Source organism: Micromonospora deserti (genome assembly GCF_003236335.1).
Classification (GTDB): domain Bacteria; phylum Actinomycetota; class Actinomycetes; order Mycobacteriales; family Micromonosporaceae; genus Micromonospora; species Micromonospora deserti.
The window spans coordinates 1-26,292 of record NZ_POUB01000040.1 but is presented as its reverse complement, the minus strand read 5'-3'; the positions used below and the strand labels follow the sequence as shown (position 1 = coordinate 26,292).

The window sequence follows — 26,292 nt, the reverse complement described above, 5'->3', positions numbered from 1 at the left end:
TAAAACTTTCCGACCTCATTGATGATTGTCTTGAAGGTAATCTCCATCAGCGGTTACCCTCCTGGGGACCACTTGCCGTCCACCTTGGAGGAGACCGACCATGCGCAAGCTGATTTCAGCGGTCGGAGCGGGGGCGATGCTGGCCGCCGGGCTGCTCGTCGGCGCCACCCCGGCGCAGGCGGCCAGCTGCACGCTCGTGCAGTCCGAGATCTACAACGGGGCCAACATCATCGCCTGGTCGCAGGGACTGCAGGGCTGCTCCGGCGACGTCTACTGGGAGATCCAGTCGGGCGACAGCGGCAGCTGGCAGGTCGCGCAGAGCGGCACCACGCACTACGACAACGAGGTCCAGAGCTACTACGGTGACGTCGAGCTGCCGTGCTACCTGCGGGTCTACGCACAGTTCGGCACCCAGGAGAAGCTGACCCAGCCCGCACGCAACTACAACTGCGCCGGCTGACGCCCCCTGCCGGGCGGGGGCATGGCCTGCCCCGCCCGGCCCGGTCGCCGTTACGGGACCGGGTACTGCGCGAGGTAGACCGGCGAGCCGATCCGGGTGGTGTCGGCCGGCTCGCCCACGCCGTTGACGACGTGGTCGATGGTGCCGGCGCTGAGGTTCACGGTCATGACGTGGTGCAGCCGGATGCCCGGCGTCACCGGGACCTCGAAGCCGTTCGCCGTGCGGATCGACGGGTTGTTCTGGTTGAAGACGTACACTCCGCCGCCGTGGAGGGTGTGGTGCCTGACCCGGTCGCCCACCTTGTAGCCGGCCCAGCCCTCGACGTCGCCGTTCATCCAGTCGGCCTGCGTCGGCGGGTCGTACGGCAGTTCGTTCTGGTACAGGATGGTCGTGCCGTGCTCGCCGTTCCAGACCGTGTTGTGCCGCTGGAAGTGCTCGACGAACAGGCCGGTGGCCGTCACGTGGTCGCCGTTGACGACGACGCCGTGGCGACCGGTGTTGGTCCGCCAGCGGTCGGTGTCGCCGTTGACGCCCTCGGTGAAGCCCTCGACGCCGTGATCGCCGCGCCACACCCAGGTGTGGTCGATGAGGACGTGGTCGCTGTTGATCTCCAGCGCGGTGTCCGCCCTGCCGATGTGCGGCCCGCCGACACGGAAGTACACGTCGGACAGGGTGATCGGGTTGCGCGGGGTGCTGGCGTTGCGGCCGTGCCTCTTGCCCACCCGCAGCAGCACCGGCGACTCGGTCGGGCCGGCGTCGACGGTGACGCCCGCGACGACCACGCCCGGGACCCCGGCGACGTCCAGCGGGACGGAGCCGTTCACCGCGGTCAGCGTGGCGTGGCCGATGCCGAGGACGACCGTGTCGGGCCGCCTGACCTCGATGCTGCGCGCGATGTCGTACCGGCCGGGGGTGAGCAGCAGGTGCCTGCCGCGGGCGAGCTGGCTGTTGATCACGTGTACCGGGTCGGACGGCTTGGCGATGAAGAAGTCGCGGATCGGGAGGGTCCGGCCCGGCGTCATGCCCTCGTCCCAGGAGATGCCCCGGCTGTCGCGCTGCACGGCGGGCACGCGGACGCCGTACCTGCCGTGGGCGTCGACGAACAGGTACGGCTTCTCCCGGCTCAGCGGAGTGGTGTCGAGCGTGGTGTACGGGGGGTTGGGGAAGCCGGCGTCGTCCGGGGCGCCTACCGTGCCGGCGAAGACCTGGTTCCACACGCCGTTGGACCAGCCGCCGATCTCGCTGTTGCGGGTCAGCCACTGCTGCTGCGAGCCGTTGGTGATGGCGGGCAGCCGCGAGTCGGCGATGAAGCCGCCGCTGGCGTACTGCGGGCCGGCGGTGCAGTAGTCCATCAGGGACAGGCCGCCCCCGGTGACGTCGAGGCGGCGCATCGACACCGCCTGGGACACCGCCCAGAAGTTCGCCGACGACCGGCAGCCGTCCTGGCCGGCGGCGTTGACGGTCAGCGACAGGTTGGACAGGGTGCGCCAGAAGTTGACCAGCGCGATGCAGTTGCCCGTTCCGCCGCCCTCCAGGCAGCGGTTGTATACCTCGATCTTGCCGTTGACGGCGACGTCCGTGGGGGAGGCGCCGAGGCCGGAGACCTCGGTGTAGTAGCCGACCTTCACCTGTAGCGGCTGCTCGGCGGTGCCGTAGCTGCCGGGCATGAAGAGGTACGCGTGCCGCGCGGTTCCCATCTCGTTGTCGACCTGCCGAGCGTGTGCCGCGTCGAGCGTCGCCTGGATCTCACTGACCGGCATGCGCGGGTCGAAGATGGTGACGTTGGGCCCGAAGTCCGGTGTGCTGTGCCGGCCCGGGGGGCCGGCGGTGGCGGCCGTGCCGGTCGTGCTGGCGGCGGTGGTCAACACGAGGCCGAGCACCAACGCCCGGCCGAGTCGGCGTCGCCCGCCAGGGGGCTGCATGGTCATGCGGTTCGTCCTCTCCGCCGGCCGGAACGGGGCTCCCGGGCGCAGCGACGTGGGGATGGAGTACGCGTGAGAGCGCTCTCCCGCTCCGCCCGACTTGCATCACGTCATGAAAGATGGGTTGCCATGTTTCTACCGTGTAAATCGCCCAGACGCTACGGCCGCGCACCGGGAATTTCGCTGCCGCCACCGCCAGTCGATCCGCTCACCCAGCCCGGCCGGACCGACCGTGGGGTCGTCCGGCGCGGGCCGGAGCGTTTCACCGCCGGCCTCTTGGTGCCGTGACGGCGGCCGGCTACCGTCGAGCCAGCCAGGTCGAGAGGGGTCCGTGAGCGTATGGAGACACCGGATCCCGGCACCGTGCGCCGTGCCGCCGACGGTGATCCGACCGCCGTCGCGCGGGTCCTCACCCTGATCAGGCCGATCGTGGTGCGCTACAGCCTGGGGCGGCTGGGGCACGTCGGGGCCGGCGGGGCCACCGCCGAGGACGTGGCACAGGAGGTGTGCCTCGCCGTGCTGCGCGCCCTGCCGCGCTTCACCGACCAGGGCCGCCCCTTCCTCGCCTTCGTCTACGGCATCGCCGCCCGCAAGGTCGCCGACGCCTGCCGGGTCGCGAGCCGGGACCGCGCGGAGAGCGTCGCGGCCGTCCCGGACGCACCCGACCCGACCCCCGGTCCGGAGGTGCGTGCTGTCACCGCCGACCTCGGAGCCCGGCTGTCCGCGCTGCTGGCCCAGTTGCCGGCGACCCACCGGGAGATCCTGGTGCTGCGACTCGCGGTCGGCATGACCGCCGAGGAGGTCGGTACGGTGCTGAGCATGACGGCGGGCGCCGTCCGACTGGCGCAGCATCGTGCGCTCACCCGGCTGCGCGCGCTCGCCGGCGACACCCTCGCCGAGGTAATCACGTGACCGGCGGGGTGCCGGCCGGTCCGCCGCCGGACCCGGTGCAGCGCGACGACCGGCTGCTCGACGCGATCGGCCGCGGTGGGTCGCCGCCGGCCGACCACCCGGCAGACGATCCGCTCACCGAGCTGCTGACCGGCTGGCACGCGGAGGTGATGGCGCGGTCGCAGCAGCTGGAGTCGCGCGTGGAGGCGGGTTCGGCGGGCCCGAGCGCCACGCCGGCGCGGTGTACCGTCGACGCCGCGGTTCGCCGCCGGGCTCCGGCCCGGCCCGACCCGGTGGGCCGTATCCCAGCCGTCGCCGCCAGGCCGGCGCCCGGGTGGCGGCGACGGAGGGCGCTCACGGGCGCGACCCTGGCCCTGGTCACCGTCGCCGGTGCCGTCTGGCTCGGCGCCGCCCGCGCCGAGCCGGGTGGACTGTTCTGGCCGGTCACCGAGCTGGTCTACGCCGACCGGGCCGAGTCGCTGCGTACCGAACGCGAGGTCGGCCGGATGCTGGACCAGGCGCGGCAGGACCTCGCCGCCGGCCGGCACGCCGATGCCCGGCACCGCCTGGAGCGGGCCGGGGCCCTGCTGGGCTCCGTGGGCGACGACGAGACCGTCACCCGGCTGCGGGGCGACGTCGACGAACTCCGGCGCCTCCTGCCGCCCCCGGCTCCGGCGGGCCCGTCGGTCTCCGGCGCCGAGGCCGGCAGCGATGTGCCGGGGCCGTCCGTCCCGGATCCGGCCGGGTCTGCCGCCCAGGAGCCAACGGCGACCGGCCCGGCGTCGCCCCGCACCCCGCCGCGATCGACGCCGGCGGCCCGAAGCCCCGCGACCGACCCGCCGGCACGGACCTCACCCACCCGGCCGAGCGTCCCGGCGGCGGATCAGCACCCGCCGCCGCTGCCGCCGGCAGCGGACGACATGCCGGGAAACCGGCCTTCGGCCCGCCCCGCGGCCGACCCGACCCGCCCGGCTGGTCGACCGGGCAACCGTCCGGCGGGCGCCGGGACCCCCGGCACCTCGGAGGGCCCCGACGCGACGGGCGTGACCGCCACCGCCACCGGCTGATCTCCGAGGCCGGCGGCTCCCCGGTGGGCCGCTCATCCGGTGCCGGCCGAGCAGGGCACGGCCACCGGATGTGGGCGGCGACATCCCCGCAACTGCCCGGCATGGGCGGCCCCCATTGCGAGCACTGCGACCGTGGCGCTCCGCCGCGACCACCCCGGCGGCATCGCGAGGCCCGGCATGAACGGCGGGGATGCGGGTAGCGCAGCCGGAAGGGACACCGAGGACAGGGAGACGACCGTGACGATCACGATGTCGATGCTTGAGACGTACCCGAAGTCGATCAACCTCGATCGCGCGAAGCTGGCGGCGGCGATCGACGCCATCAACGCCTGCGCCCAGGCGTGCACCGCGTGCGCGGACGCCTGCCTGAGCGAGGACATGGTGGCCGAGTTGACCAAATGCGTCCGGACCAACCTGGACTGTGCCGACATCTGCACCACCACCGCCCGGGTGCTGTCCCGGCACACCGGCTACGACGCGAACATCAGCCGGAGCCTGCTGGAGGCGTGTGCCACGGCTTGCAAGTCGTGCGGCGACGAGTGCGCCAGGCACGCCGGCGAGCACCAGCACTGCAAGGTCTGCGCGGATGCCTGCCGGGCATGTGAGCAGGCGTGCCGGGACCTGCTGGCCATGATGAGCTGACGCCGGGTGAGGCCGATGGGCACAGCCCGGGAGGAGCCGTGGCCGGCACGTCCTGCCCACCTCCACAACGGCGTCGCCCGGGCAACCCGACCGGTGGACGAGCCCGCGAGCGGGGTGCGGACCAGCGTCCGCACCCCGCCGCTGCCGGCGTCCCGCCCGGTGGCGGGCACCGGCCGGGATCACGGGTTGGTGATGCCCAGGGAGTAGCTGCCAGAGCCGCTGTAGGCGTGCACCTCGAAGCGGTAGTAGCCCGCCGTGCCGGTGTAGCTGAGCGTCTCGTCCGGGCTGGGGGTGTAGGCGCCGGCCACGTCCACCCAGGTGGAGCCGTTCCACTTCTGCAGGTACAGGTCGAAGTCGACGCCGGTGGGGCCGTCGAGGCAGCCCCGGTGGGTGCCGGAGACCGACGAGTAGTAGTAGCTGCCGTTGGGCTGGTACCGGCTCTGCCCCTGCGAGATGGAGCCGGTGTAGGTGCTCTCGTAGCCGGTGCAGCCGGTCGGCGGCGGCTCGCCACCACCGCTGGTGCGCAGCGTCAGGCCGTACGCCGAGAGGATCTCGTTGACCGGCTGGAAGTAGGTGGTGCCGCCGACGCTGCAGTTGCCGGAGCCGCCGGAGGTCACGCCCTGCGCCTGCTGGCCGGCCAGCCACGACCCGCCCGAGTCACCGGGCTCGGCGCAGGCGTTGGTGCGGGTCAGGCCGCTGACCGAGCCCTCGGCGTAGTTGACGGTCTGGTTCTTGGCCTGGATCGACCCGCAGCGCCAGCCGGTGGTCGAGCCCGAGCGGCAGACCGCCGCGCCGACGGCCGCCTCGGTGGAGCCGGCCACGGTGACGTTGCCGCCGGAGTAGTTGTTGACCCACGGCTGCGGCGTCCAGTTGGAGTTGGTCTGCACCCAGGCGTAGTCGTTGCCGGGGAAGGACGACCCGCGGAAGGTGCCCTGGGCAACCTGGTTGTAGCCCTGGGTGGCGGTGCCGGTGGTGCCGCAGTGCCCGGCGGTGACGAACCCGCCGGTCACCGAGAAGCCGACCGAGCATCGGCCGCCCATGTAGTACGCGTCGCCGCCGCGCACGTCGTAGTAGGTGCGCGGGGTCTCGGTGGTGGTGACCACCCGGACCGCGCTCGGGTCGACCCGGCTCGCCCGGACGAACGCGTCGGCCGCGCGGGCGTCCCCGCGGGCGAGCACCACCACGCTGTTGGTGGCGACGTCGACGTACCAGCCGGGGACGGACGCGGCGGGCGCCTTCGTGGCGTGCCGGTCGAGCGTCGCCTTGATCCGGTCGAGTGCGGCGGCGCTGCGGCTGACGATCGTCGGCTTGGCGCCGGCGGCCCGTACCCGGTGGGCCGCGGCCTCGCTCGTGACGGCGACGACGAGCGAGTCGGCGGTCAGCCAACCGCCGGCGTACGCGGCGCCGAGTGACCGGCGCAGCGCGGCGTCCGTACGGCTGCCCTTCTCGTCCCGGACGACGCGGGTGCGGGCCTGGTGGGCGGTCAGGCCGAGGTCCCGCTGCATCGCGGCGAGCATCGCCGACGACGCCGCGTCGGGTGCGGCCGCGACACGCGGGGTGGGGACGTCCGATGCCGCCGCGGCCGATGGCGCCGCGACGGTGAGGGCACCGACGGGCAGCAGGACGGCTGCTGCCGCGGCGGCGAAACTTCGTCTCATCCGTGCCTCCTTGAGGGCTGTCGCGGCGCGCGATGGGGGGTGCGCCGCGGACAGTGCGGGTGACTCCGGCGCCCGGCCACGGCCCACCCGCCGGGGTGCGCGGGCGGCGCGGGACGGCGCCGGTGCCCCGCCGGTCCGGCCGGTACGCCGCATGTCGCGTCGGACCGGGGCCGCAACGACGAGGACAGCGTCAACCTACGCGGAACCGATAGAAAATCCTCTATATCATCTGGCTCATACCGCAGCGTCCGGGCGGCTCCGCCGCCCGGGCTGCCCCGACCCTCGTCGGGACCGCCGGAACGTCTCTCGGATCGACTGGTTGCGGCGGGTGGCGCGGCCGGCGGCCGGCGCCCGTCGAGCGCCGCGTCTGCGACGATCGAACTCGCCACCCGGGCCCACGGCTTAAGCTTTGACCGAACAGTCCCGCTTGCACCTGTCAGGTGGCGTGCGCGGCTCGTCGGAGGCGTCCGTTCGAGAGGGAGAAGATGGCCGCGCGGGCCGTCCTCGATCAGGCACGGGGGTGACGTGATGCCGGACGAGCGCGTCGAGGCCTCCGGCCGGGACGCCCACCACGGCATGTCGGCCCATGAAGTGGTGCTCCTGCTGGAGACCGACCCGCAGCGTGGGCTCAGCGCCGCCGAGGCCCGGCGGCGGCTGGGGCGGTACGGACGTAACCTGCTACCCGCGGCGGGTGGCGGTGGCTGGCTGCGGCGGGCGGTGCGCCAGTTCCACCACCCGTTGATCTACGTCCTCATCGCCGCGGCCCTGATCACGGCCGTTCTGCGGGAGTACGTCGACTCCCTGGTGATCGCGGGAGTCGTGCTGATCAACGCCGTGATCGGGTACGTGCAGGAGTCCAGGGCCGAGGCGGCGCTGGACAGCCTGCGGTCCATGGTGCGTACCGAGGCGCGGGTCGTCCGGGACGCGCAGGAGCGGCGCATCTCCTCGGACCAGCTGGTGCCGGGCGACCTGGTCGTACTGGAGGCCGGCGACAAGGTGCCGGTTGACCTGCGCCTGGTCCGCCTCGCCGAGCTGCGCGTCGACGAGTCGGCGCTGACCGGCGAGTCGGTGCCGGTGGCCAAGGACGAGACCGAGCTGCCCGAGGTCACCCCGGTCGCGGACCGGCGCAACATGGTCTACTCGGGAACGCTGGTGACCGCGGGCAGCGGCACCGGCATCACGGTGGCCACCGGCGCCGAGACCGAGCTGGGGCAGATCCACCGCCTGGTCGGCGCCGCCGAGCAGCTGGCCACGCCGCTGACCCGCAAACTCGCCCGGGTCAGCAAGGTGCTGACCGTCGTCATCCTCGTTCTCGCCGGGCTGACCTTCGGCGTCGGGGTACTGCGTGGCCAGGATCCGGTGGACACCTTCACGGCGGTGATCGCGCTCGCGGTCGGGGCGATCCCCGAGGGGCTCCCGGCGGCGGTCACCATCACCCTCGCCATCGGGGTCACCCGGATGGCGCGCCGCCGGGCGGTCATCCGCCGGCTGCCCGCCATCGAGACGCTCGGCAGCACGACGGTCATCTGCTCCGACAAGACCGGCACGTTGACCGAGAACCAGATGACGGTGCGGGCGATCTGGACGCCGGAGGCCGAGTTCACCGTCACCGGCTCCGGCTACCGACCCGAGGGGGAGGTGCGCGGGAGCGACGGATCGGCGGTGACGGAGGCGAGCGACGAGGCGCTGCGCTGGTCGCTGCTCGCCGGCGCCGCGTGCAACGACGCCCGGCTCCACGAGGAGGACGGGACGTGGGCGCTGGCCGGCGACCCCACCGAGGGGGCGATGCTCGTCGTCGCCGGCAAGGGCGGGCTGGACCCGGAGGCGGTGCGCCACGCCTACCCGCGTCGGGAGACGATCACCTTCAGCTCGGAACGGCAGTACATGGCGACGCTGCACGACGAGCGCGGGTCCGACGCGAACGTGGTCCTGGTCAAGGGCAGCGTCGAGCGGGTCGCGTCGATGTGCCGCGCCCAGCTGGGCGCCGACGGAAGCAGCCGGCCGCTGGATTCCGAGGCCGCACTGGCCGCCGCCCACGAGCTGGCCGGGCGCGGGCTGCGGGTGCTGGCCACCGCCGTGCGGCCGGCCGGCACCGGCGACGGCTTCGACGAGCGGACGCTGCCGGGCAGCCTCACCCTGACCGGCCTGCAGGCGATGCTCGACCCGCCCAGGGGCGCTGCCGCGTCCGCGGTGCGGGCGTGCCACACGGCCGGCATCGACGTCAAGATGATCACCGGCGACCACGCGGCGACGGCCACCGCCATCGCCACCCAGCTCGCCGTGCTCGACGGGGACCACCACCGGGGACGGGTGCTCACTGGCCGGGACCTCGACGCGCTGCCGGCCGAGCGGTTCCCCGAGGCGGTGGAGCGGGCGACGGTGTTCGCCCGGGTCTCACCCGAGCAGAAGCTCCGGCTGATCGAGACGCTGCAGCAGCGCGGGCACGTGGTCGCGGTCACCGGCGACGGGGTCAACGACGCCCCCGCCCTGCGGCAGGCCGACATCGGCGTCGCGATGGCCCGGACCGGGACCGAGGTGGCCAAGGAGGCCGCCGACATGGTGCTCACCGACGACGACTTCGCCACCATCGAAGCCGCGGTCGAGGAGGGCCGAGGCGTGTTCGACAACCTCACCAAGTTCATCGTCTGGACGCTGCCCACCAACCTGGGGGAGGGCCTGGTCGTCTTCGTGGCCATCCTCCTCGGCGCCACCCTGCCGCTGCTGCCGACCCAGATCCTCTGGATCAACATGACCACCGCGGTGCTGCTCGGTCTCATGCTCGCCTTCGAGCCCAAGGAGGCCGGGATCATGCACCGGCCGCCGCGCGACCCCGCCCGCCCGCTGCTGACCGGCGCCCTGGTCGTCCGGATCCTGCTGGTGTCCGCGCTGCTCCTCGGCGGAGCCTGGTGGTTGTTCCAGTGGGAGCAGAGCCGGGGCGCCGGCGTCGCCGAGGCCCGCACCGCCGCGCTCAACGTCTTCGTCGTGGTCGAGACCGTCTACCTGTTCAGTTGCCGCTCGCTGAGCCGCTCCGCCTGGCGGGTCGGACTCTCCTCCAACCGGTGGATCCTCGTCGGCGTCGTGCTGCAGGCCGTCGGGCAACTCGCGATCACCTATCTGCCGCCGATGAACGCGATCTTCGACACCGCCCCGATCGACGGCGACGTCTGGCTGCGAATCTTCGCCGTCGGGATCGCCGCTGGGGCGGTGGTGGCCCTCGACAAGCGACTCCGGCGGCGGGTGCTGTGACGGCGAGGGCGCCGCGCCAGCCGGCGCGCCCCAGCCGGGATGTCAGCCCCGGTGCGGTCCCGGGATCTCGCCGGAGCCGCGGGGAATCAGCCGGGTGGCCACCAGGTGGGTGGTGGGCTGCCACTGCTCGCCGTCGAGGCGCCGGAAGATCAGTGCGGCGGCGACCCGGCCCATCCCGGACGGGTTCTGCGCGACGACCGTGACGGCCGGCTGGAGCAGGTCGGCGAGGGGGAAGTCGTCGAAGCCGACGAGCGCTACCTGCTGCTGCCGGCCGAGGTGCTGCAGGGCCCGGATCGCGCCGATGGTGACCAGGTTCTGGGCGGTGAACAGGGCGGTGGGCGGGGTGTCGGCGGCCAGCAGCCGGCGGACCGCGTCCTCGGAGTCGCGCTCGGTGTGCAGGTCGTGCACGATCGCCGCCGACGAGGGCCGGATCCCGTGGTCGCTGAGCGCCTCCTTGAAACCCTGAAACCGCTGCCGGGCCGTCGGGATCGTCTGCAGGTCGCCGAGGTAGGCGATGTCGCGGTGGCCGTGCCGGACGAGGTGGTGCACGGCGGCGGCGGCACCGTCGTGGTTGTCGGTGAGCACGGCGTCCACGGGCAGCCCGACCGGGGGCCGGTCGACGAAGACGACCGGGGTGCCGGCGTTGACCTCGGTCATCAGGTAGCTCTGGTTGTCGCTCGCGGGTACGACGACCAGGGCGTCGGCCTGCCGCCTGGTGAACGCGCGGACCAGGTCTCGTTCCCGCTGCGGGTTCTCGTCGACGCTCCCGGCGAAGATCAGCACCTGCCGTTCCCGCGCGGCGTCCTCCAGTGCCCGGTGCAGGGCGGCGGAGAACGGGTTGGCCAGGTCCTCCAGCACCGCCGCGATCGCCGCGCTGCGACCACCGGCGCGGCGTAGGCTGCTGGCGGTGAAGTTCGGCCGGTAGTCGAGTTGGGTGACCGCGCGCTGCACGGCGGCGACCTTCGACGGGGAGACTCCCGGCTCGCCGTTGACGACCCGGGAGGCCGTCTTCGTGCTCACGCCGGCGAGCACGGCGACGTCCCGCAGCGTGGGCCGGGCTCGGGCGACCGTCGACGCGGAGGCGGCACCGTTCATGAGCGCTCCTACCGAAAGCGGCTCCGGGGGCCGCGGTGCGTGGCCGCGGCCCCCGGACTGCTGATGATCGGACCCCAGGTTATCGCCACACCGAACCCAGCGGCCGGACCGTGAGCGAGCGCACCAGCACCTCGCCGCCCTCGGCGAAGAGACGGGTCTGGTCGCTGCCGGGCGCCGGGAAGACCTGGTCGGTGATCGTGGTCTGTCCCGCCCCGCCGAAGACCTCGACGGAGGAGCGGTCCACGTAGACCGTCATCCGTACCCGGCCGCCGTCGACTGTCAGCGGGCCGGAGTGCACGGCGGGGAAGTGCGGGCTGAACCCGACCTCGCCGGAGCGGGTCCGGTCGACGAACAGTCGCCGCGCGCCGGTGTCGTACCCGATCACGGTCTCCTCGTCGGCACCAGCGCGCACGTGCAGGCCGAACCGGTCGGCGTCACGGAGTTCGAACTCCGCCTCGATCTCCAGCACCGTCCCGTCGGCGGCCGCCGGCAGCTCCCGCACACCGGACCCGACGACGGCGTCGCGCAGGGTGAACCCGTCGCCGCCGCCCCGGAGGCGGCGGACCTGCGGGACCGGCTGTTGGACCAGGCGGACCTCGCCGTCGACCGTGGCGAGCCCGAACTCCCGGGGCAGGGCCATCGCGCCGCGCCACGGCGCGGTCGGCACGGCACCGGCGTACCGCCAGTTGTTCATCCAGCCGACGAGCACCCGCCTGCCGCCCGGAACCCCGTTGTAGGAGATGGCGGCGTAGTAGTCGGCGCCGTGGTCGACCCAGTCGTAGCGCTCCAGCTCGCTGCGCGCCGGCCGGTCGGCGAACATGACGTGGTCGACGAGGAGGTGGCCCCAGCCGCCGGAGTTGAAGTCGTTGATCTCCAGGTGGGCCCGCCGGCCGGCGAGGTCGCGTACGTCCCAGGCCACCCAGTCGAGGCGTTCGCTGTCCCTGCCGGTGGCGGTCCGCACCACCTCGCCGTCGACGACGAGGTTGACGGCGGTCTCCACCGACCGGGGCGCCACCGGTTCGTCGGTCGCGATCAGGTGATCGACCAGCAGGTGGCCCCAGCCGCCGGTGTGCTCGTCAACGACGCGCAGCTGGGCGCTGCGACCTCGGTAACCGCTCACGTCCCAGCTGCGCCAGTTCATGAAGCCCGAGAAGTTCCCGGTGCCGGTGTGCACCACCTCGCCGTCGACGAGCAGCTCCACCACGGTCCGCGTGTCGCCGTCGAGATGCCCGCCGGCGCCGACGAGGACGCTGAGGTGGTCGCGGTCGATGGTGAACGCCGGTGAGGTCAGGGTGCCGGTCGTCGTGTCGGCCTCGTGGAAGGTGGTGAGCAACTTCTCGCCCACGTGCCCGCGTTCCCAGCGGGCCGGGCCGACCACGGGAGTGCGGCCACGCAACCCGCCGCTGGCCGTCCAGCCGGCCTGCTCGTACGTCTGGCCGTCGGGCAGCTCGAAGTCGAGCACCGTCTCGGCGTCCGCGGGCACGAACTCGGTGGTGGTGCCGGGCAGGTGCGGGTGCGCGCCCCCGCCGACGAGGAGGTTCACGTAGTCCTGTCCGAGGGTGAACTCGGAGGAGACCATGCGTCCCGTCGGTGCGTCGAAGCCGAGGAAGCTGTTGACCAGCGACCGGCCCCGGAAGCCGCTGACCTGCTGCTGGCCGGGGACCGTGCCGGGATAGGGAGCGGCACCGAACGGCCCGGGCCCCAGCGTCGGGTCGTTCTCGACCGTCCATCCCGGGTAGTCGCCGCTCTCGAAGTCGGCGAAGACCGTCCCGGCCGGCGGCTCCGGCTCACCGGTCACCACGGTGTCGGCGGTGAACCGGGTGCCGTCCCAGTCGCCGATGAAGTACTGCGCGCCCGACCCGCCGGCCACCGCCCCCGGGTTCAGGTTGACCACGAGCACCCACCTGGTGCGCCGCGGGTCGCCGTCGACCGGCAGCTCGAACAGGTCCGGTACCTCCCAGACACCGCCGGTGGCGTTGGCCGGCCCGAAGTCGCTCAGGTGGGTCCACGACCTCAGGTCGTCGGAGCGGTAGAAGCTCACCTTGTGCTCGGTGGCCAGTACGACCGCCATCACCCAGTAGCCGGATTCGGCGTCCCAGAACACCTTCGGGTCGCGGAACTCGCGCGAGCCGAGGTCCAGCACCGGGTTCCCGGCGTACCGGGTCCAGGTCCGCCCGCGGTCGGTGCTGTACGCCAGCGACTGCGCCTGGATGCCGCTGGCCGGGTACGCGCTGGTGTAGACGGCGACCATGGCCGGCGCGCCGGGGCGGCCGAAGCCGGAGGTGTTCCGCTCGTCGACGACGATCGAGCCGGAGAAGATGTGCTCGTCGGCGGAGTACGGGAGGGCCACGGGCAGCTCCTCCCAGTGGAACAGGTCGCGGCTGACCGCGTGCCCCCAGGACATGTTGCCCCACTGCGCGCCCTCGGGATTGTGCTGGTAGAACAGGTGCCACTCGCCCTGGTACCAGACCAGCCCGTTCGGGTCGTTCATCCAGTTGCGCTCCGGACTGAAGTGGATCTGCGGGCGGTAGGGCTCGTCTCTGGTGCCGGCTGGCGCTCCGCTGGCGCTGGCGCCGGTCAGGGCCGCTACCACGATCGCCGCCACGCAGGCGGCCACTCTTCGTCGGATCCTCATCCCCATCCTCCGTCCGTCGTGGACGCCGGCGCTCGAGCCGGCGGAGGCGCCCGGTGGAGCGATCCTGCGGGCCTCTGACATCGATGTCAACAGTCGCGACACTGTTGCGGGCACTTTCTGGAAAAGTCTTCGTCATGCCATTGACACCGGTGGGCCGCTGACTGGAAACTGCGCTGACATCGTTGTCATCACTGCTCGCCCGGCCGGTGGCCGGGGTTGCCAAGGGGGAAGACATGATCCAGCGCATTGGCCGTGGCCGTACCGCGCTGCTGCTCGCCGCCGCCACGGCGGGCAGCATGGTCGTCAGCGGCTGCGGCGGCAGCTCCGGCGGCGCCGGCGACGCAGGGGACAGCGTCGCCGTATCGCTGATCACCAAGAACTCCACGAACCCGTTCTTCGTGACCATGCAGCAGGGCGCGAAGAAGGCCGCGGAGGCGGAGGGCGTGAAGCTCACCGTGGCCGCGGGCAAGGAGGACGGGGACGAGGCCGGCCAGGTGCAGGCCATCGAGAACGCCATCGCCCGCGGCGACGAGGGCATCCTGATCACCCCGAACGGCCCCGGCGTGAACCCCGCCATCAAGAAGGCCCGCGACGCCGGGCTCTACGTGATCGCCCTGGACACCCCGCCCGACCCGGCCGACACCGTGGACATCACCTTCGCCACCGACAACTTCACCGCGGGCGAGCTCGTCGGCAAATGGACCGCCGCCCAGCTCGCCGGCAAGCCGGCGACCATCGCCCTGCTGGACCTGTTCAACGACAAGGTCGTCTCCGTCGACTACAACCGGGACCAGGGTTTCCTCACCGGCATGGGCATCGACACGGCGGACCGGAAGAAGAACGGCGACGAGGCGAAGACCGGCAACTACTCCGGCGGCACCTACACCATCGCCTGCAACGAGCCGACCCAGGGCGCCGAGGACGGCGGACGCACCGCCATGGAGAACTGCCTGACGAAGAACCCCGACATCAACGTGGTCTACACGATCAACGAGCCGGCCGCGGTCGGCGCGCACAAGGCGCTGCAGGCCGCGGGCAAGACCCAGGGGGTCCTGGTCGTCTCCATCGACGGCGGCTGCGACGGGGTACGGCAGGTCAAGGACGGCGTCATCGGTGCCACCTCCCAGCAGTACCCGCTGAAGATGGCCGAGCTCGGCGTGCAGGCCATCAAGAAGATCGCCAACGGCGGCGAGAAGCCGCAGGTCACCAGTGGCCTCGACTTCTTCGACACCGGCGTCACCCTGGTCACCGACACCGCCGCCACCGGCGTCGAGAGCATCACCAGCGCCGAAGCCGCCGAGCGCTGCTGGGGCTGAATCCACCGCCACGGTCGAGGTGCCCGGGAGCCTGCGCCCCGGGCCCTCGACCGGCCCGCACGTCCGCCTCCGTCGAGACCGGCAGGGAGCTTCCCGTGACCACCACGACACCACCGACCAGCGCCGCGCAGCAGTTCGCCCTGCGCCGGCACTCGCCGCTGCAACGCGTCCAGCACCTGCTGCACGCGCACCCCGCGATCAGCCCGTTCCTCGTGCTGGTCCTCGCGTTCGTCGTCTTCGCCACCCTCAACCCCCGCTTCGCCTCGCCCAACTCGCTGTCGCTGGTGCTGCAGCAGGTGGCGGTGATCGGCGCGCTCGCGGTCGGGCAGACGCTGATCATCCTGACCGCGGGCATCGACCTGTCGGTCGGCGCGATCGTCATCCTGGCCATGATGCTGTCGGCCAAGCTCGCCGAGGGGCAGGGGCTCCCCGGTGTCCTGGCCATCTGCCTCGCCGTCGCGGTCGGCGCCGCGGCGGGCGCGCTCAACGGCGCACTGGTGACCCGGTTGAGGCTGCCGCCATTCATCGTCACCCTCGGTACGCTGAGCGTCTTCACCGCCATCGGACTGCTCTATTCCGGCGGCCAGAGCGTCCAGGCCACCGACCTGCCACCCGTGCTCAGCTGGACCGGGGAATCGTTCCCGCTGGGACCGTTCCGGATCACCATCGGCGTGGTCGCGGTCGTGATCCTGTACCTGGCGGTGGGCTTCGCCCTGGCCAAGACCGCCTGGGGCCGGCACGTCTACGCGGTCGGAGACGACAAGGAGGCGGCCCGGCTCGCCGGCATCCGGGTCGACCGGGTCCTGGTCAGCGCCTACCTGGTGGCGGGCGCGATCTACGGCATCACCGCCTGGATCCTCATCGGCCGGGCGGGCGCGGCCAGCCCGAACGCCATCACCGACGCCAACCTGGAGAGCATCACCGCCGTGGTGATCGGCGGCACCAGCCTGTTCGGTGGCCGGGGAGCATTGCTCGGCACCCTGCTCGGCGCGCTGATCGTCGGCTTCTTCCGCAGCGGCCTGTCGCTGGCCGGCGTCGACGACCAGTACCGCGTACTCGCCGTCGGGCTGCTGGTGATCCTCGCCGTGGCCGTGGACCAGTGGATCAGGAAGGTGAGGGCATGACCGCCACCACGCACACCCCCGGCAGCCGGCCACGCACCGCCGAGCCCGACCGGCGCACCCCGGTGCTGTCGGCCCGCGGCCTGGTCAAGACGTTCGGCAAGGTCGTCGGACTGGACGGGGTCGACCTGGATCTCTACCCCGGCGAGGTGCTCGCCGTCATCGGCGACAACGGCGCCGGCAAGTCCACCCTGATCAAGTGCCTCACCGGAGCGCTGACCCCGGACGCCGGGCAGTTGTTCCTGGAGGGCCGGCCGGCGCACTTCAAGCGCCCGCAGGACGCCCGGGACGCCGGCATCGAGACGGTCTACCAGAGCCTGGCCGTCGCCCCGGCGCTGGACATCGCCAGCAACCTCTTCCTCGGCCGGGAGAAGCGCCGGCGCGGCCCGCTCGGCACCGTGTTCCGGATGCTCGACCAGAAGGGCATGCGGCGCGAAGCCGCGCAGGCCCTGGCTGACCTGGGCATCGGCACGTTGCAGAACGTGGCGCAGGCCGTCGAGACCCTCTCCGGCGGCCAGCGGCAGGCCGTGTCGGTCGCCCGGGCCGCCGCCTTCGGCAGCAAGGTGATCGTGCTCGACGAGCCCACCGCCGCGCTCGGCGTCAAGGAGTCCACCCAGGTGCTCAGGATGATCGAGGAGGTGCGGTCGCGAGGGCTGCCGGTGATCCTCATCAGCCACAACATGCCGCACGTCTTCGAGGTCGCCGACCGCATCCACATCCAGCGGCTGGGCCGCTGCGCCGGCGTGGTGACGCCGCAGTCGCACACCATGCCCGAGACCGTGGCCATCATGACCGGCGCCACCACCCTCGAGCAGACCCCCGGCCGTACCACCACCTGACCGCCCTCGTGGACGTGCCGGGCTCCGGAAAGCCCGGGAAAGGAACGATGTGATCACGGTTGTCGGCGAGACCCTCGTGGACCTGATCGAGGAGTCACCCGAGAAGGTGGCGGCCTGTCCCGGGGGCAGCCCGGCCAACGTGGCGGTGGCGCTGGCCCGTCTCGGGCAGTCCACCACCCTGCTGACGCAGCTGGGCGACGACCCGCACGGCCGGATGTTGCGGGCCAACCTGGATGCCAACGGCGTACGCCTGGACCCCGGATCGGTGCTGGACCTGCCGCGCACCAGCGTGGCCCGGACCGTCCTCACCCCGGACGGGCAGGCCGGCTACGACTTCAGCATCGAGTGGAACGCCTTCGGTGGCGCGGCGATCGCCGCCGGGCCGGGTGGCGAGTGCCTGCACACCGGCTCGCTCGCCGCCGTCCTGGCGCCGGGCGCCGACGATGTGCTGACCCTGGTCCGGCGAAGCCGCGCCGCGACGATGGTCAGCTTCGACCCGAACTGCCGTCCGTCGCTCATGGGCGATCCGGCCGCCGCCCGCGCCCGGATCGAGACGCTGGTGGCGCTGAGCGACGTCGTCAAGGTCAGCGTCGAGGACCTCGCCTGGCTCTGTCCCGGGCTCCGCCCCGAGGAGGCCGGCCGGCGCTGGCTGGAGCTGGGCGCGACGCTCGTCGTCGTCACCCGCGGTGCCCGGGGCGCGTGGGCGGCGACCCGCCAGCGCCACGTCGACGTCGGCGCGTACCCGGTCGAGGTGGTGGACACCATCGGCGCCGGGGACTCGTTCACCGCCGGGATGCTCGCCGCGCTCGCCGAGGCGGGACTGCTCGGCGCGGCGGGCCGGGCGGCCCTCGCCGCCGCCGACCACGTCACCCTCACCGCCGTGGTCGGCCAGGCCGCCCGGGCAGCGGCGTGGACCTGCACCCGCCGTGGCGCCGACCCGCCCAGCCGGGCCGAACTCGACGCGCACCGCGGGCCGGTCCCGGGGGAGGGCCGTCCGCAGCCGTCCGGCGCGCGGTGAGGTCTCAGCCGGTTCACGCGGCCAGGGGTCGGGCCCGCCGGGTCCGCACTCACCAGGCGAGGATGGCGATCATGGCGGCGTAGCTGGCCAGGAGCAGGACGCCTTCGAACCCGAGCCGGCCCCAGCCGCAGGTCTGCCGGATGAGCAGCCCGCCGAGCAGGGTGGCGGTCATGAACAGGCTGGTGGTGGTGGCGAGCAGTTCCTCGTTCCCGGCGCTGTGGTAGATCGACCCGTGGCGGTAGGCGAGGTCGCCGGCGACGAGGGCGAGCACGTCGAGGCTGTTTCCGCCGAGCACGGCGGCGATGGCGAGGGTGACCGCGCCGCGGCGGACGGCGGCGATGGCCGTGACGGTCTCGGGTAGGGCGTTGACGATGCCCATCAGTACGCCGCCGACGAACCCGGCGGTGAGCCCGGTGGTGGCGATGATGCTCCCGGCGGCGAGGGCGACGAGCCACCCGCCGCCGGCGACGGTCAGCCCGACGACGGCGAACTGGCTCCACAGCCACGCCGGGGGCCGCCGGTTCAGGGCATTGTCGTCGTGCGGCACGTCGGGTCGGGTCTCGGCGGTGGCGATGGCCTGCCACATCGGCTGGGCGCCGGCGCGGCGGATCAGGGTCAGCCCGCCGGCGTACGCGGCGACGAGGACGGCGGACATCGGGTCGATGCCGGCGACTGCCGTCTCGGGGATGTAGCTGGCCAGCAGGGCGAGGGCGAGCAGGGCGACGAGCAGGCAGCCCGACAGCAGGTTCGACAGCGAGGCGGCGGCGTGTTCCAGGTTGGCCCGGCGGTGGAACGCGTCGGCGACGGCGACGGCGGTGGTCTGGGCGGCGATGCCGCCGACGGCGTTGCTGTAGCCGAGGCTGGCCTCACCGCTGCCTGCGGCGACGATGGTCATGATGATGCCGGACAGGCTGGTGACGATGCCGAAGAACACCACACCGAACAGGGCCTCGCCCCACCCGGTGCGGTCGGCGAGGGCGTCGCCGAGCCCGGCGAGGCGGATGCTGCCGGCGACGGTCGCCGCTCCGGCGAGGACGAACACGGCCACGCTCCACGGCAGTGGCCAGGGCAGGGCGGTGAGGTCCGGCACCGGCCGGTGGTTCCCCAATCCCGGACGGGAATGCGCGCGGACGCCCACCGACCCTCTTCGTCGGCGGACGGGCGCCGCAGGCGTGCCTCGCGGCGGCCGGGCCACCCGCCGTCAGGTGGGCGGCCCGGCCGCCCGGGCGTTCCCTCCGGCTACGCCGAGGGCGCGGATCGGACGGCGTGCTCGCACCGGACGGATCAGGCGCGGGACCACTTCTGGTTCGCGCCGCCGGTGCAGTCCCACAACTGGAGCCGGCCCCCGTTGTTCGGGTTCCAGTCCCGTACGTCGACACACCGGTTGGCGTTGAGGTTGACCAGGTCGCCGGCGCCGTTGAGGGTGAAGCGCTGGGCCGGGTTGCCGTTGCAGCTGACCAGGTTGACCTCGGTGCCGTTCGCCGTGCCGGCCCAGGCCGGGTCCATGCACTTGCCCATCGCCCGGACCGTGCCGTCGGAGGCGAACGTCCACGCCTGCGCGGCCGTGGTGTTGCAGTCCCAGATCTGCAGCTTCGCGCCCTCGATCGGGTTGGCGCCGGGGATGTCGATGCAGCGACCGCTGTGCAGTCCCCGGATCCGGGTCGTGCCGCCGTCGCCTGAGGTGTAGCCCCATACCCGGACGTAGTCGACGAGCATCCGCTGTGGGAACTGGGTGGAGGCGTCCGGGTAGCCGGGCCAGTTGCCGCCGACCGCCACGTTGAGGATCATGAAGAACGGATGGTCGAACACCCAGCGGTTGCCGCCGAGCCGGCTCGGGTCGACGCGGTGGTACTCGACGCCATCGAGGTACCAGACGATGGAGTTCGGTTCCCAGTCCACCCGGTAGGTGTGGAAGGCGTCGGCGAGCGGCTGGCCGATGGTGCGGCTGCCGGTGATACCGCCGCCGCCGGAGTAACGCGGGCCGTGGATGGTGCCGTAGACGGTGTTCGGCTCGCGGCCGATGTTCTCCATGATGTCGATCTCGCCGGCGTCCGGCCAGCCGACGTCGCCCATGTCGTTGCCGAGCATCCAGAAGGCCGGCCAGATGCCCTGACCGCGCGGGATCTTGATGCGGGCTTCGAAGCGACCGTACGCCTGGGTGAAGGTGGCGGCGGTCAGCAGCCGGGCCGACGTGTACTCGCACCGGCCGTAGTGGCACTGGTAGTTGGCCGGGTTCTCCCGGCGTGCGGTGATGACCAGGTTGCCCAGGCCGTCGTGGACCGCGTTGCTGGTGCTGGTGGTGTAGTACTGCCGCTCGTTGTTGCCCCAGCCGCTGCCGCCGGTGTCGAACCGCCACCGGCTCTGGTCGACCGGCGTACCGGCCGGGGCGTTGAACTCGTCCTGCCAGGTGATCCCGCCGATGGCCGCCTCGGCCTGGTCGGCGCGGCTCGGCAGGACGAGGGCCGCGGTGAGGGCGACGGCTGCGGCGGCGACGAGGGCGAGACCTCGCCGTCGCCGGAGGGGACGGGCGCTGACCATGGGAATCTCCTTGGCGATCGGTCGAGGAGTGAGGGGCTGGGCGCACGGGTGTCGGGCGCGTCGGGCCGGCGATGCCGGCGCGGCCCTGACGGGTGGGGACGCGGTTCCATGAGAGCGCTCTCCAAGTGAAGTTTCTCGATGTGGGAAACATCTGTCAAGACTGTTACCAATGACCTGTCCGGCGCGTTCCCGCGCGGGCGTGCCGGGCACTTCGTCCCGCCAGGTGTGAGCTGCCCAGCAGCGGGAAGGCCCGGCCGTTGCGTCACTGCCCGGGCGACGGCGGGAGGGACATGGGCGCCAGAACCTTCGTGGTGGTTGGTGGTACGAGCGGCCTCGGGCTCGCGGTGGCCCGCCTGCTCGCCCACGATCACCGGGTGGCGGTCCTCGGGGACGTGGCGGACGAGGTGGCCACGGTGAGCGGTGAGCTGGGCTGCACCGGCCTCGTCTGCGACACCTCCGCCTACGAGCAGGTCCGGGATTCGTTCGCCCGGGTGGTCGACCGGTACGGCGCGATCGACGGCGTGGCGACCTGCGCGTCGGTGTGGGCGGGCGGCGACCTGGCCGACCTCACCCCGGCGCACATCCGGCGGGCCGTGGAGGTCAACGCGCTGGGCACCACGTACGTGTGCAAGGAGGCGCTGCACCAGCTGCGCCGGCAGGGCTACGGCAACCTGGTGTACGTGGGCGCGATGGCGGTGGTGAAGCCGCGGCCGGGCATCCCCGTCTACCGCGCCACCAAGAGCTACGGCACCAGCCTGATCGAGTCGTTGGCCGAGGCCCAGCACAGCAACCGGATCAAGGTGATGCAGCTGCATCCCGGACCGATGCCGACCCGGTTGCAGGAGCGGGCGGGCGCCGAGTTCCTCGACGAGGTGTACGCGCAGCCCGAGCAGGTCGCCACCGAGGTCGTACGGCTGCTCCAGCTCGCCCCCGACGACCTCTACGTCTCCGGTGAGCGCGTGCTGCGCGCGGACGGGCGGTGGTGACGGCCGCCGGCATCGCCGCCGAGCGCCCGGTCTCGGCGTGGGCGCCGCTGAAGACCGCCGTCTACCGCAACCTGTGGCTGGCGCTACTCGCCGCCAACATCGGCACCTGGATGCAGACCGTCGGCGCGCAGTGGCTGCTCATCGACGAGCCGAACGCCGCCACGCTGGTCGCCCTGGTGCAGACCGCCAGCCTGCTGCCGGTGCTGCTGCTGGCGTTGCCGGCCGGCGCACTGGCCGACACCTTCGACCGGCGCCACCTGCTGATCTCGGTGCAGCTGTTCCTGGTGGTGGTGGCGGTGGCGTTGACCCTGCTCACCGCGACCGGTCGGATGCCGCCGGCGCTGCTGCTCACCCTCACCTTCGCGTTCGGCGTGGGGCAGGCGCTCACCCTGCCGGCCTGGGCGGCGGTGATCCCGGAGCTGGTGCCGCAGGAGCAGCTGCGGGCGGCCTCCGCGCTCGGCTCGATCAGCGTCAACGTGGCGCGGGCCGTCGGGCCGGCCGCGGCCGGTGTGCTGATCGCCCGGGTGGGGGTCGCCCCGGTCTTCGCCCTGAACGCCGTGGCGTTCGGTGTCTTCGCGTACGCGCTGGTGCGCTGGCGGCCCGGCAACGCCCGGGCGGTCGAGGTCCCGGAGCGCTTCACCGCCGCGCTGCGCGCCGGCGGCCGGTACGTGCGGCACTCGCCGATCGTGCGCCGGCTGCTCCGGCGCGCCCTGGTCTTCCTGGTGCCGGGCAGCGCGCTGTGGGCGCTGCTGCCGTTGGTTGCCGACCGGCGGCTCGGCATGGACTCCAGCGGCTACGGGCTGCTGCTGGCCGCCCTCGGGGTGGGCGCCATCCTCGGCGGGCTGCTGCTGCCCTGGACCCGGACGCGGATATCCGCCAACCAGTTTCTGCTGGTGGCCGGGCTGCTGTACGGCGCGGCGCTGATCGTGGTCGGGACGGTCCGCCTCGTCCCCGTGGTGCTGATCGCGCTGCTGCCGGCCGGGCTGGCCTGGGTGACGGTGCTCGCCAACGTCAACGCCGAGATGCAGCTCTTCCTGCCCGGCTGGGTACGCGCCCGGGGCCTGGCCATCTACCAGGTGGTCTTCGCCGGCGGGCAGGCCCTGGGCGCCTTCGCCTGGGGCCTGGCGGCCGAGGCGGGCGGGCTGGTCGCCGCGTTCCTCGCCGCGGGTGCGCTGATGCTGGTCGGCGCGGTGACCAGCCAGATCTGGCCGCTGCCGGACCTGCGGGGGGTGAAGAAGGATCCGGCCACGTACTGGCCCCGGCTGCAACTGGCGCACGAACCGGACCCCCGGGTGGGCCCGGTGCTGGTGGTGGTGACCTACGTCGTCCGGGCCGAGCGGGAACAGGAGTTCCTCCGCGCGATGGACCTCGTGCGCGGGTCGCGGCAGCGTACCGGCGCCATGCGGTGGGGACTGTTCCGCGAGGGCGAGGCCCGGGACCGCTTCGTCGAGGTGTACCTGGTGCCGTCCTGGGACGAGCACCTGCGCCAGCACGGGGGCCGGCTGACCGGAGCCGACCAGGAGGCCGAGGAGCGGGCCCGGGAACTCGCCGACGGCGAGCCGGAGGTGCGTCACCTGCTGCCCGCCGCCGCCGGCCGGACGTTGACAGACGACCGGGAGGAAGCGTGACCCGCCCATGCCCGGCGGACCGCGCACGTTCATCCACCACCTGCGCGGGTACCCGCTACGAATCCGGTTCGAGAGGGGATCAGAGGTGAACTACACGCAGTTCATCCAGTCCGTGGCGGCGCGACCCGCGGTGCCGCCGACGCAGGCCGAGCCCATCACCCGCGCCACGCTCGAGACGCTGGCGGAACGGATCAGCGGCGGCCAGGCGCGGGACCTCGCCGCACGGCTCCCTCAGGAGCTGCGGGAACACCTGGGCAAGCCCGGCGAGGACGCCGAGCCGTTCGGACTCGCCGACTTCCTCGAGCGGGTGCGGTCACGTGCCGCGATGGACCTCCGGTCGGCGACCGACGGCGCGCGCGCCGTGCTGGACACTCTGCGCGAGGCGGCCGGCGGGAAGGAGTACGGCGACGTCGTCGCCCAGCTGCCGGCGGAGTTCTGGCAGCTGACCGGCCCGGCCGCCACCCGGCTTGAACCACGCCGCGTCGGGACGTAGGCCGGCGGCGGCCCGTCCACTCGGGCTGCCGGACGATCAGCCGGCGACGTTGAGAACGATCTTGCCGCGGGTGCGACCGGCCTCGACGAGTTCGTGCGCCCTGGCGGCCTGGTCGAGGGGGAGTACGCGGTCGATCTCGACCCGCAGTTGACCGGACTCGACCAGCCGGGCGATCTCCCGCATGCCACCCTGGTCGGCCTCCACGATCATGAAGGTGGCGCGGACGCCGAGCGCGCGTGCCGGCCCGGCCAGCGCCGCCTCGGCCGGTGAGGCGAGTGAGACGACGAGGCCGCCCGGGCGGAGGGTACGCAGTGAGCGGGGCCCGTACTCGCCACCGATCGTGTCAATGACGACGTCGACGTCACTGACCGCCGAGGCGAAGTCGACCCGGGTGTAGTCGACGACGGAGTCGGCGCCGAGTGCGCGGACGAAGTCGTGCTTCTCGGTGCGGGCCGTGCCGATGACCTCCGTACCGAGCGCCTTGGCGATCTGGACCGCGACGTGGCCCACGCCGCCGGCCGCGGCGTGGATGAGGACGCGCTGGCCCGGCCGGACACCCGCCGTGTCCACCAGCGCCTGCCACGCGGTGAGCGCGACCAGCGGCAGGCCGGCGGCCTGCACGTGCGACAGCCGGGCCGGCTTGCGGGTCAGGTGCCGCGCGGGGGAGACCAGGTAGTCGGCGTAGGCGCCCGCCGGCTGCGGTAGCCGGGGCATCCCGAACACCTCGTCGCCGGGCGCGAACAGCGTCACCCCCGGCCCCACCGCCTCGACCACGCCGGACACGTCCCAACCCAACCGGACAATCCGGCCGCCGAGACCACCGCCGGCCCTGTGCCAGGCATCGGTCGGGTTGACGCCCGCGGCGTGGACCCGGACCAGAACCTCGGCCGGCCCCGGCTCCGGGCGTGGCACCTCGACCACCGTGAGCACCTCGGGTCCGCCGAAGCCGTCCTGACCGATAGCCCGCATGCTCCTGCTCCTTCGTGCGTCGTTCGCCGTACGCACAGCAGCCTGCCCTCGGCGGGAGCGCCGATCGAGTGGCAGGAAAGACGGCTTGTGCAAGGATCTGGCCATGCATCGTGTCGTCGTCCTCGCGCTCGACGGGGTCTATCCGTTCGAGTTGAGCATTCCCGCGCGGATCTTCGGCACCGCGCGTGGCGCCGACGACGAGCCGCTCTACGAGGTGCTGACGTGCAGCCTCGACGGCCGTCCGGTGACCACCGACGCGGACTTCGCCGTCGCGATCGCGCACGGTCCCGACCGTGTCGGCACGGCGGACACCCTGGTGATCCCGCCGTTCGCCGACTGCACCGACGTCGACCGGGACTGGCTCACCGTGCCGCTGGCCGCCGCCCTCGCCAGCCTGCGCCCCGGGGCCCGGGTCATGTCGATCTGCACCGGGGCGTACGTGCTGGCCGCCGCGGGCCTGCTGGACGGCCGGCCGGCGACCACCCACTGGCGGCAGGCGGCGCACTTCCAGCGGCGGTTCCCGGCGGTGCAGGTCCGCCCCGACGTGTTGTACGTCGACGACGGTGACGTGCTCACCGCCGCGGGCGTCGCCGCGGGGATCGACCTGTGCCTGCACCTGGTGCGTCGCGACCACGGCAGCGAGGTGGCCAACCGGCTCGCCCGGCTGTGCATCGTGCCGCCGTGGCGCGACGGCGGCCAGGCCCAGTTCATCGAGCGTCCGGTGCCCGAACCGGCCACGGCCGCCACCACCACCACCGTGCGGGAGTGGGCCCTGCAGCGGCTGCACCGGCCGCTGTCCCTGGCCGACCTCGCCGCCCACGGGCGGATGAGCGTCCGTACCCTCACCCGCCGATTCCGCGACGAGGTCGGCATGACACCGGGCCAGTGGCTGACCCGGCAGCGGGTCCACCACGCCCGGCATCTCCTGGAGACCACCGACCTGACCGTGGACCGCGTCGCCGCCGAGGCGGGCTTCGGCACCGGTGCCTCACTGCGCCAACACCTGACCGCCACCATCGGCGTGTCGCCCACCGCCTACCGCCACACCTTCCGTGCCAGCCGGCACGCCCACCCGGTACGGCGGTGACGGGCCAGTACGGCCTGCGCCCACGGCCGGCCGCCTGGCCGCTCGCCGCGCACCCGCCAGGTGCCGGCTGGTGGCGGGGCCCCTACCCGGCCGCCGGCAGGGATCCGGTTGACCGCGCAGCGCGGCTGCTCCGGCCGGCCGCTCTTTCGGTGCGGACCTGCGCGGAGCCACCCGCGCGGGTCTCGTCCTTCGTACCGTGAAGCGAACCCGGCCTGGCGCGATCCGCTGTCCGCCACCGGGCCGACCCGGCCGGGCGCCGACCGCGTCCGGCGCAGCCAGCCATCGTGAGCGAGGAGAAGCCATGGCGGTCGTCGTCCCTGACGTGATCAACCGCTACTACCGGGCGGTCAACGACGGTGACACCGACGCGTTCGTCGACTGCTTCGCCGAGAACGCCAGCGTGTCGGACGAGGACAGGATCCACGAGGGGCGCGCGGCCATCCGGGCCTGGCGGGAGCGCACGGCGGCCAGCTCCCCCTACACCGCCGACCCGGTCAGCGCCGAGGCGGAGGCCGGCGACAACTACGTCGTCACGTCCCGGGTGTCCGGGACGTTCCCCGGCAGCCCGATCCTGCTGCGCTTCCGGTTCACCCTCCGCGACGGCCTGATCGGCGCGCTGGACATCCGCCCCTGACGCCTGGTGCGGCGTCCTCGTCCGCCGCCGTCCCGCCGCCCACGCCG

General features: G+C 73.0%; 21 protein-coding genes. 14 read left to right on the top strand and 7 right to left on the bottom strand.

Features of this window, described 5'->3' with window-relative positions; genetic code table 11:
• Nucleotides 1–100 precede the first annotated feature (100 nt).
• Entirely contained in the window at nt 101–460 is a 360-nt protein-coding gene (locus C1I99_RS09035; RefSeq protein WP_111133751.1) for a hypothetical protein, read from the top strand.
• A 50-nt stretch (nt 461–510) separates the two neighbouring features.
• Here the strand turns inward: C1I99_RS09035 and C1I99_RS09030 are convergent, their stop codons facing one another.
• Complete coding sequence (locus tag C1I99_RS09030; protein ID WP_111133760.1) at nt 511–2,382, bottom strand: pectate lyase-like domain-containing protein; 1,872 nt, start codon at nt 2,380–2,382, stop codon at nt 511–513.
• 339 nt (nt 2,383–2,721) lie between these two features.
• Here C1I99_RS09030 and shbA point away from each other — a divergent pair, with 339 nt between their 5' ends.
• The 3 genes from shbA to C1I99_RS09015 all read left to right on the top strand — a co-directional run bounded on the left by shbA (nt 2,722) and on the right by C1I99_RS09015 (nt 4,982).
• Nucleotides 2,722–3,294: an RNA polymerase sigma factor ShbA gene (gene shbA / locus C1I99_RS09025; RefSeq protein ID WP_111133750.1), complete on the top strand. Its 573-nt coding sequence runs from the start codon at nt 2,722–2,724 to the stop codon at nt 3,292–3,294.
• Complete coding sequence (locus C1I99_RS09020) at nt 3,291–4,340, top strand: anti-sigma-D factor RsdA (protein WP_111133749.1); 1,050 nt, start codon at nt 3,291–3,293, stop codon at nt 4,338–4,340. Before shbA ends, C1I99_RS09020 begins: the two co-directional genes overlap by 4 nt.
• 237 nt (nt 4,341–4,577) lie before the next feature.
• A complete protein-coding gene (locus tag C1I99_RS09015) occupies nt 4,578–4,982 on the top strand; it encodes a four-helix bundle copper-binding protein (protein ID WP_111133759.1) in 405 nt (134 codons plus the stop codon).
• Nucleotides 4,983–5,161: 179 nt separating this feature from the next.
• Here C1I99_RS09015 and C1I99_RS09010 read toward each other — a convergent pair whose 3' ends face one another.
• Nucleotides 5,162–6,640 (bottom strand): S1 family peptidase, encoded by a 1,479-nt coding sequence (locus tag C1I99_RS09010; RefSeq protein WP_233512417.1) that lies wholly within the window; start codon nt 6,638–6,640, stop codon nt 5,162–5,164.
• A 528-nt stretch (nt 6,641–7,168) separates the two neighbouring features.
• On the opposite strand from C1I99_RS09010, the gene C1I99_RS09005 reads away from it, so the two are divergent.
• A complete protein-coding gene (locus C1I99_RS09005; protein WP_111133748.1) occupies nt 7,169–9,886 on the top strand; it encodes a cation-transporting P-type ATPase in 2,718 nt (905 codons plus the stop codon).
• Nucleotides 9,887–9,928: 42 nt separating this feature from the next.
• Here C1I99_RS09005 and C1I99_RS09000 read toward each other — a convergent pair whose 3' ends face one another.
• Nucleotides 9,929–10,981 (bottom strand): LacI family DNA-binding transcriptional regulator, encoded by a 1,053-nt coding sequence (locus tag C1I99_RS09000; protein ID WP_111133747.1) that lies wholly within the window; start codon nt 10,979–10,981, stop codon nt 9,929–9,931.
• 79 nt (nt 10,982–11,060) lie between these two features.
• Nucleotides 11,061–13,616, bottom strand: coding sequence for a glycoside hydrolase family 32 protein (locus C1I99_RS08995; RefSeq protein ID WP_111133746.1), 2,556 nt, complete (start codon nt 13,614–13,616; stop codon nt 11,061–11,063).
• Nucleotides 13,617–13,849: 233 nt separating this feature from the next.
• Here C1I99_RS08995 and C1I99_RS08990 point away from each other — a divergent pair, with 233 nt between their 5' ends.
• The 4 genes from C1I99_RS08990 to C1I99_RS08975 all read left to right on the top strand — a co-directional run bounded on the left by C1I99_RS08990 (nt 13,850) and on the right by C1I99_RS08975 (nt 17,910).
• Nucleotides 13,850–14,932 carry a substrate-binding domain-containing protein gene (locus C1I99_RS08990; protein WP_111133745.1) on the top strand — a complete coding sequence of 361 codons (1,083 nt, stop codon included), beginning with the start codon at nt 13,850–13,852 and terminating at the stop codon, nt 14,930–14,932.
• A gap of 95 nt (nt 14,933–15,027) precedes the next feature.
• On the top strand, nt 15,028–16,056 hold the full coding sequence (locus tag C1I99_RS08985) for an ABC transporter permease (RefSeq protein ID WP_111133744.1): 1,029 nt from the start codon (nt 15,028–15,030) through the stop codon (nt 16,054–16,056).
• Nucleotides 16,053–16,892, top strand: a complete 840-nt coding sequence (locus C1I99_RS08980; RefSeq protein WP_199562057.1) for an ATP-binding cassette domain-containing protein — start codon at nt 16,053–16,055, stop codon at nt 16,890–16,892. Before C1I99_RS08985 ends, C1I99_RS08980 begins: the two co-directional genes overlap by 4 nt.
• A gap of 49 nt (nt 16,893–16,941) precedes the next feature.
• Entirely contained in the window at nt 16,942–17,910 is a 969-nt protein-coding gene (locus C1I99_RS08975; RefSeq protein WP_111133743.1) for a carbohydrate kinase family protein, read from the top strand.
• Between the two features lie 49 nt (nt 17,911–17,959).
• Here the strand turns inward: C1I99_RS08975 and C1I99_RS08970 are convergent, their stop codons facing one another.
• Both C1I99_RS08970 and C1I99_RS08965 read right to left on the bottom strand, forming a co-directional pair.
• Entirely contained in the window at nt 17,960–19,000 is a 1,041-nt protein-coding gene (locus C1I99_RS08970; protein ID WP_111133756.1) for a sodium:calcium antiporter, read from the bottom strand.
• A 194-nt stretch (nt 19,001–19,194) separates the two neighbouring features.
• Nucleotides 19,195–20,448 (bottom strand): glycoside hydrolase family 16 protein, encoded by a 1,254-nt coding sequence (locus tag C1I99_RS08965; RefSeq protein WP_111133742.1) that lies wholly within the window; start codon nt 20,446–20,448, stop codon nt 19,195–19,197.
• 290 nt (nt 20,449–20,738) lie between these two features.
• Between C1I99_RS08965 and C1I99_RS08960 the strand changes: the two genes are divergently transcribed.
• From C1I99_RS08960 to C1I99_RS08950, 3 genes are all read left to right on the top strand, one after another.
• Nucleotides 20,739–21,434 (top strand): SDR family NAD(P)-dependent oxidoreductase, encoded by a 696-nt coding sequence (locus C1I99_RS08960; RefSeq protein ID WP_111133741.1) that lies wholly within the window; start codon nt 20,739–20,741, stop codon nt 21,432–21,434.
• Nucleotides 21,428–23,062 carry an MFS transporter gene (locus tag C1I99_RS08955; RefSeq protein ID WP_111133740.1) on the top strand — a complete coding sequence of 545 codons (1,635 nt, stop codon included), beginning with the start codon at nt 21,428–21,430 and terminating at the stop codon, nt 23,060–23,062. Before C1I99_RS08960 ends, C1I99_RS08955 begins: the two co-directional genes overlap by 7 nt.
• Before the next feature lie 85 nt (nt 23,063–23,147).
• Complete coding sequence (locus C1I99_RS08950; RefSeq protein ID WP_233512416.1) at nt 23,148–23,555, top strand: DUF2267 domain-containing protein; 408 nt, start codon at nt 23,148–23,150, stop codon at nt 23,553–23,555.
• Between the two features lie 36 nt (nt 23,556–23,591).
• Here C1I99_RS08950 and C1I99_RS08945 read toward each other — a convergent pair whose 3' ends face one another.
• Complete coding sequence (locus tag C1I99_RS08945; RefSeq protein WP_111133738.1) at nt 23,592–24,524, bottom strand: NADP-dependent oxidoreductase; 933 nt, start codon at nt 24,522–24,524, stop codon at nt 23,592–23,594.
• A gap of 103 nt (nt 24,525–24,627) precedes the next feature.
• On the opposite strand from C1I99_RS08945, the gene C1I99_RS08940 reads away from it, so the two are divergent.
• Nucleotides 24,628–25,611, top strand: a complete 984-nt coding sequence (locus tag C1I99_RS08940; protein ID WP_111133737.1) for a GlxA family transcriptional regulator — start codon at nt 24,628–24,630, stop codon at nt 25,609–25,611.
• Between the two features lie 301 nt (nt 25,612–25,912).
• Entirely contained in the window at nt 25,913–26,245 is a 333-nt protein-coding gene (locus C1I99_RS08935; RefSeq protein ID WP_111133736.1) for a nuclear transport factor 2 family protein, read from the top strand.
• Nucleotides 26,246–26,292 lie beyond the last annotated feature (47 nt).

Excerpts from the sequence above, each read along its gene's own strand:
- shbA (WP_111133750.1), top strand. The coding sequence starts at position 2,722 with ATGGAGACACCGGATCCCGGCACCGTGCGCCGTGCCGCCGACGGTGAT.
- C1I99_RS08980 (WP_199562057.1), top strand. The coding sequence starts at position 16,053 with ATGACCGCCACCACGCACACCCCCGGCAGCCGGCCACGCACCGCCGAG.
- C1I99_RS09010 (WP_233512417.1), bottom strand. The coding sequence starts at position 6,640 with ATGAGACGAAGTTTCGCCGCCGCGGCAGCAGCCGTCCTGCTGCCCGTC.
- C1I99_RS08990 (WP_111133745.1), top strand. The coding sequence starts at position 13,850 with ATGATCCAGCGCATTGGCCGTGGCCGTACCGCGCTGCTGCTCGCCGCC.
- C1I99_RS09000 (WP_111133747.1), bottom strand. The coding sequence starts at position 10,981 with ATGAACGGTGCCGCCTCCGCGTCGACGGTCGCCCGAGCCCGGCCCACG.
- C1I99_RS09005 (WP_111133748.1), top strand. The coding sequence starts at position 7,169 with ATGCCGGACGAGCGCGTCGAGGCCTCCGGCCGGGACGCCCACCACGGC.
- C1I99_RS08940 (WP_111133737.1), top strand. The coding sequence starts at position 24,628 with ATGCATCGTGTCGTCGTCCTCGCGCTCGACGGGGTCTATCCGTTCGAG.
- C1I99_RS09030 (WP_111133760.1), bottom strand. The coding sequence starts at position 2,382 with ATGCAGCCCCCTGGCGGGCGACGCCGACTCGGCCGGGCGTTGGTGCTC.
- C1I99_RS08960 (WP_111133741.1), top strand. The coding sequence starts at position 20,739 with ATGGGCGCCAGAACCTTCGTGGTGGTTGGTGGTACGAGCGGCCTCGGG.
- C1I99_RS08995 (WP_111133746.1), bottom strand. The coding sequence starts at position 13,616 with ATGAGGATCCGACGAAGAGTGGCCGCCTGCGTGGCGGCGATCGTGGTA.
- C1I99_RS09035 (WP_111133751.1), top strand. The coding sequence starts at position 101 with ATGCGCAAGCTGATTTCAGCGGTCGGAGCGGGGGCGATGCTGGCCGCC.
- C1I99_RS08945 (WP_111133738.1), bottom strand. The coding sequence starts at position 24,524 with ATGCGGGCTATCGGTCAGGACGGCTTCGGCGGACCCGAGGTGCTCACG.
- C1I99_RS08935 (WP_111133736.1), top strand. The coding sequence starts at position 25,913 with ATGGCGGTCGTCGTCCCTGACGTGATCAACCGCTACTACCGGGCGGTC.
- C1I99_RS08965 (WP_111133742.1), bottom strand. The coding sequence starts at position 20,448 with ATGGTCAGCGCCCGTCCCCTCCGGCGACGGCGAGGTCTCGCCCTCGTC.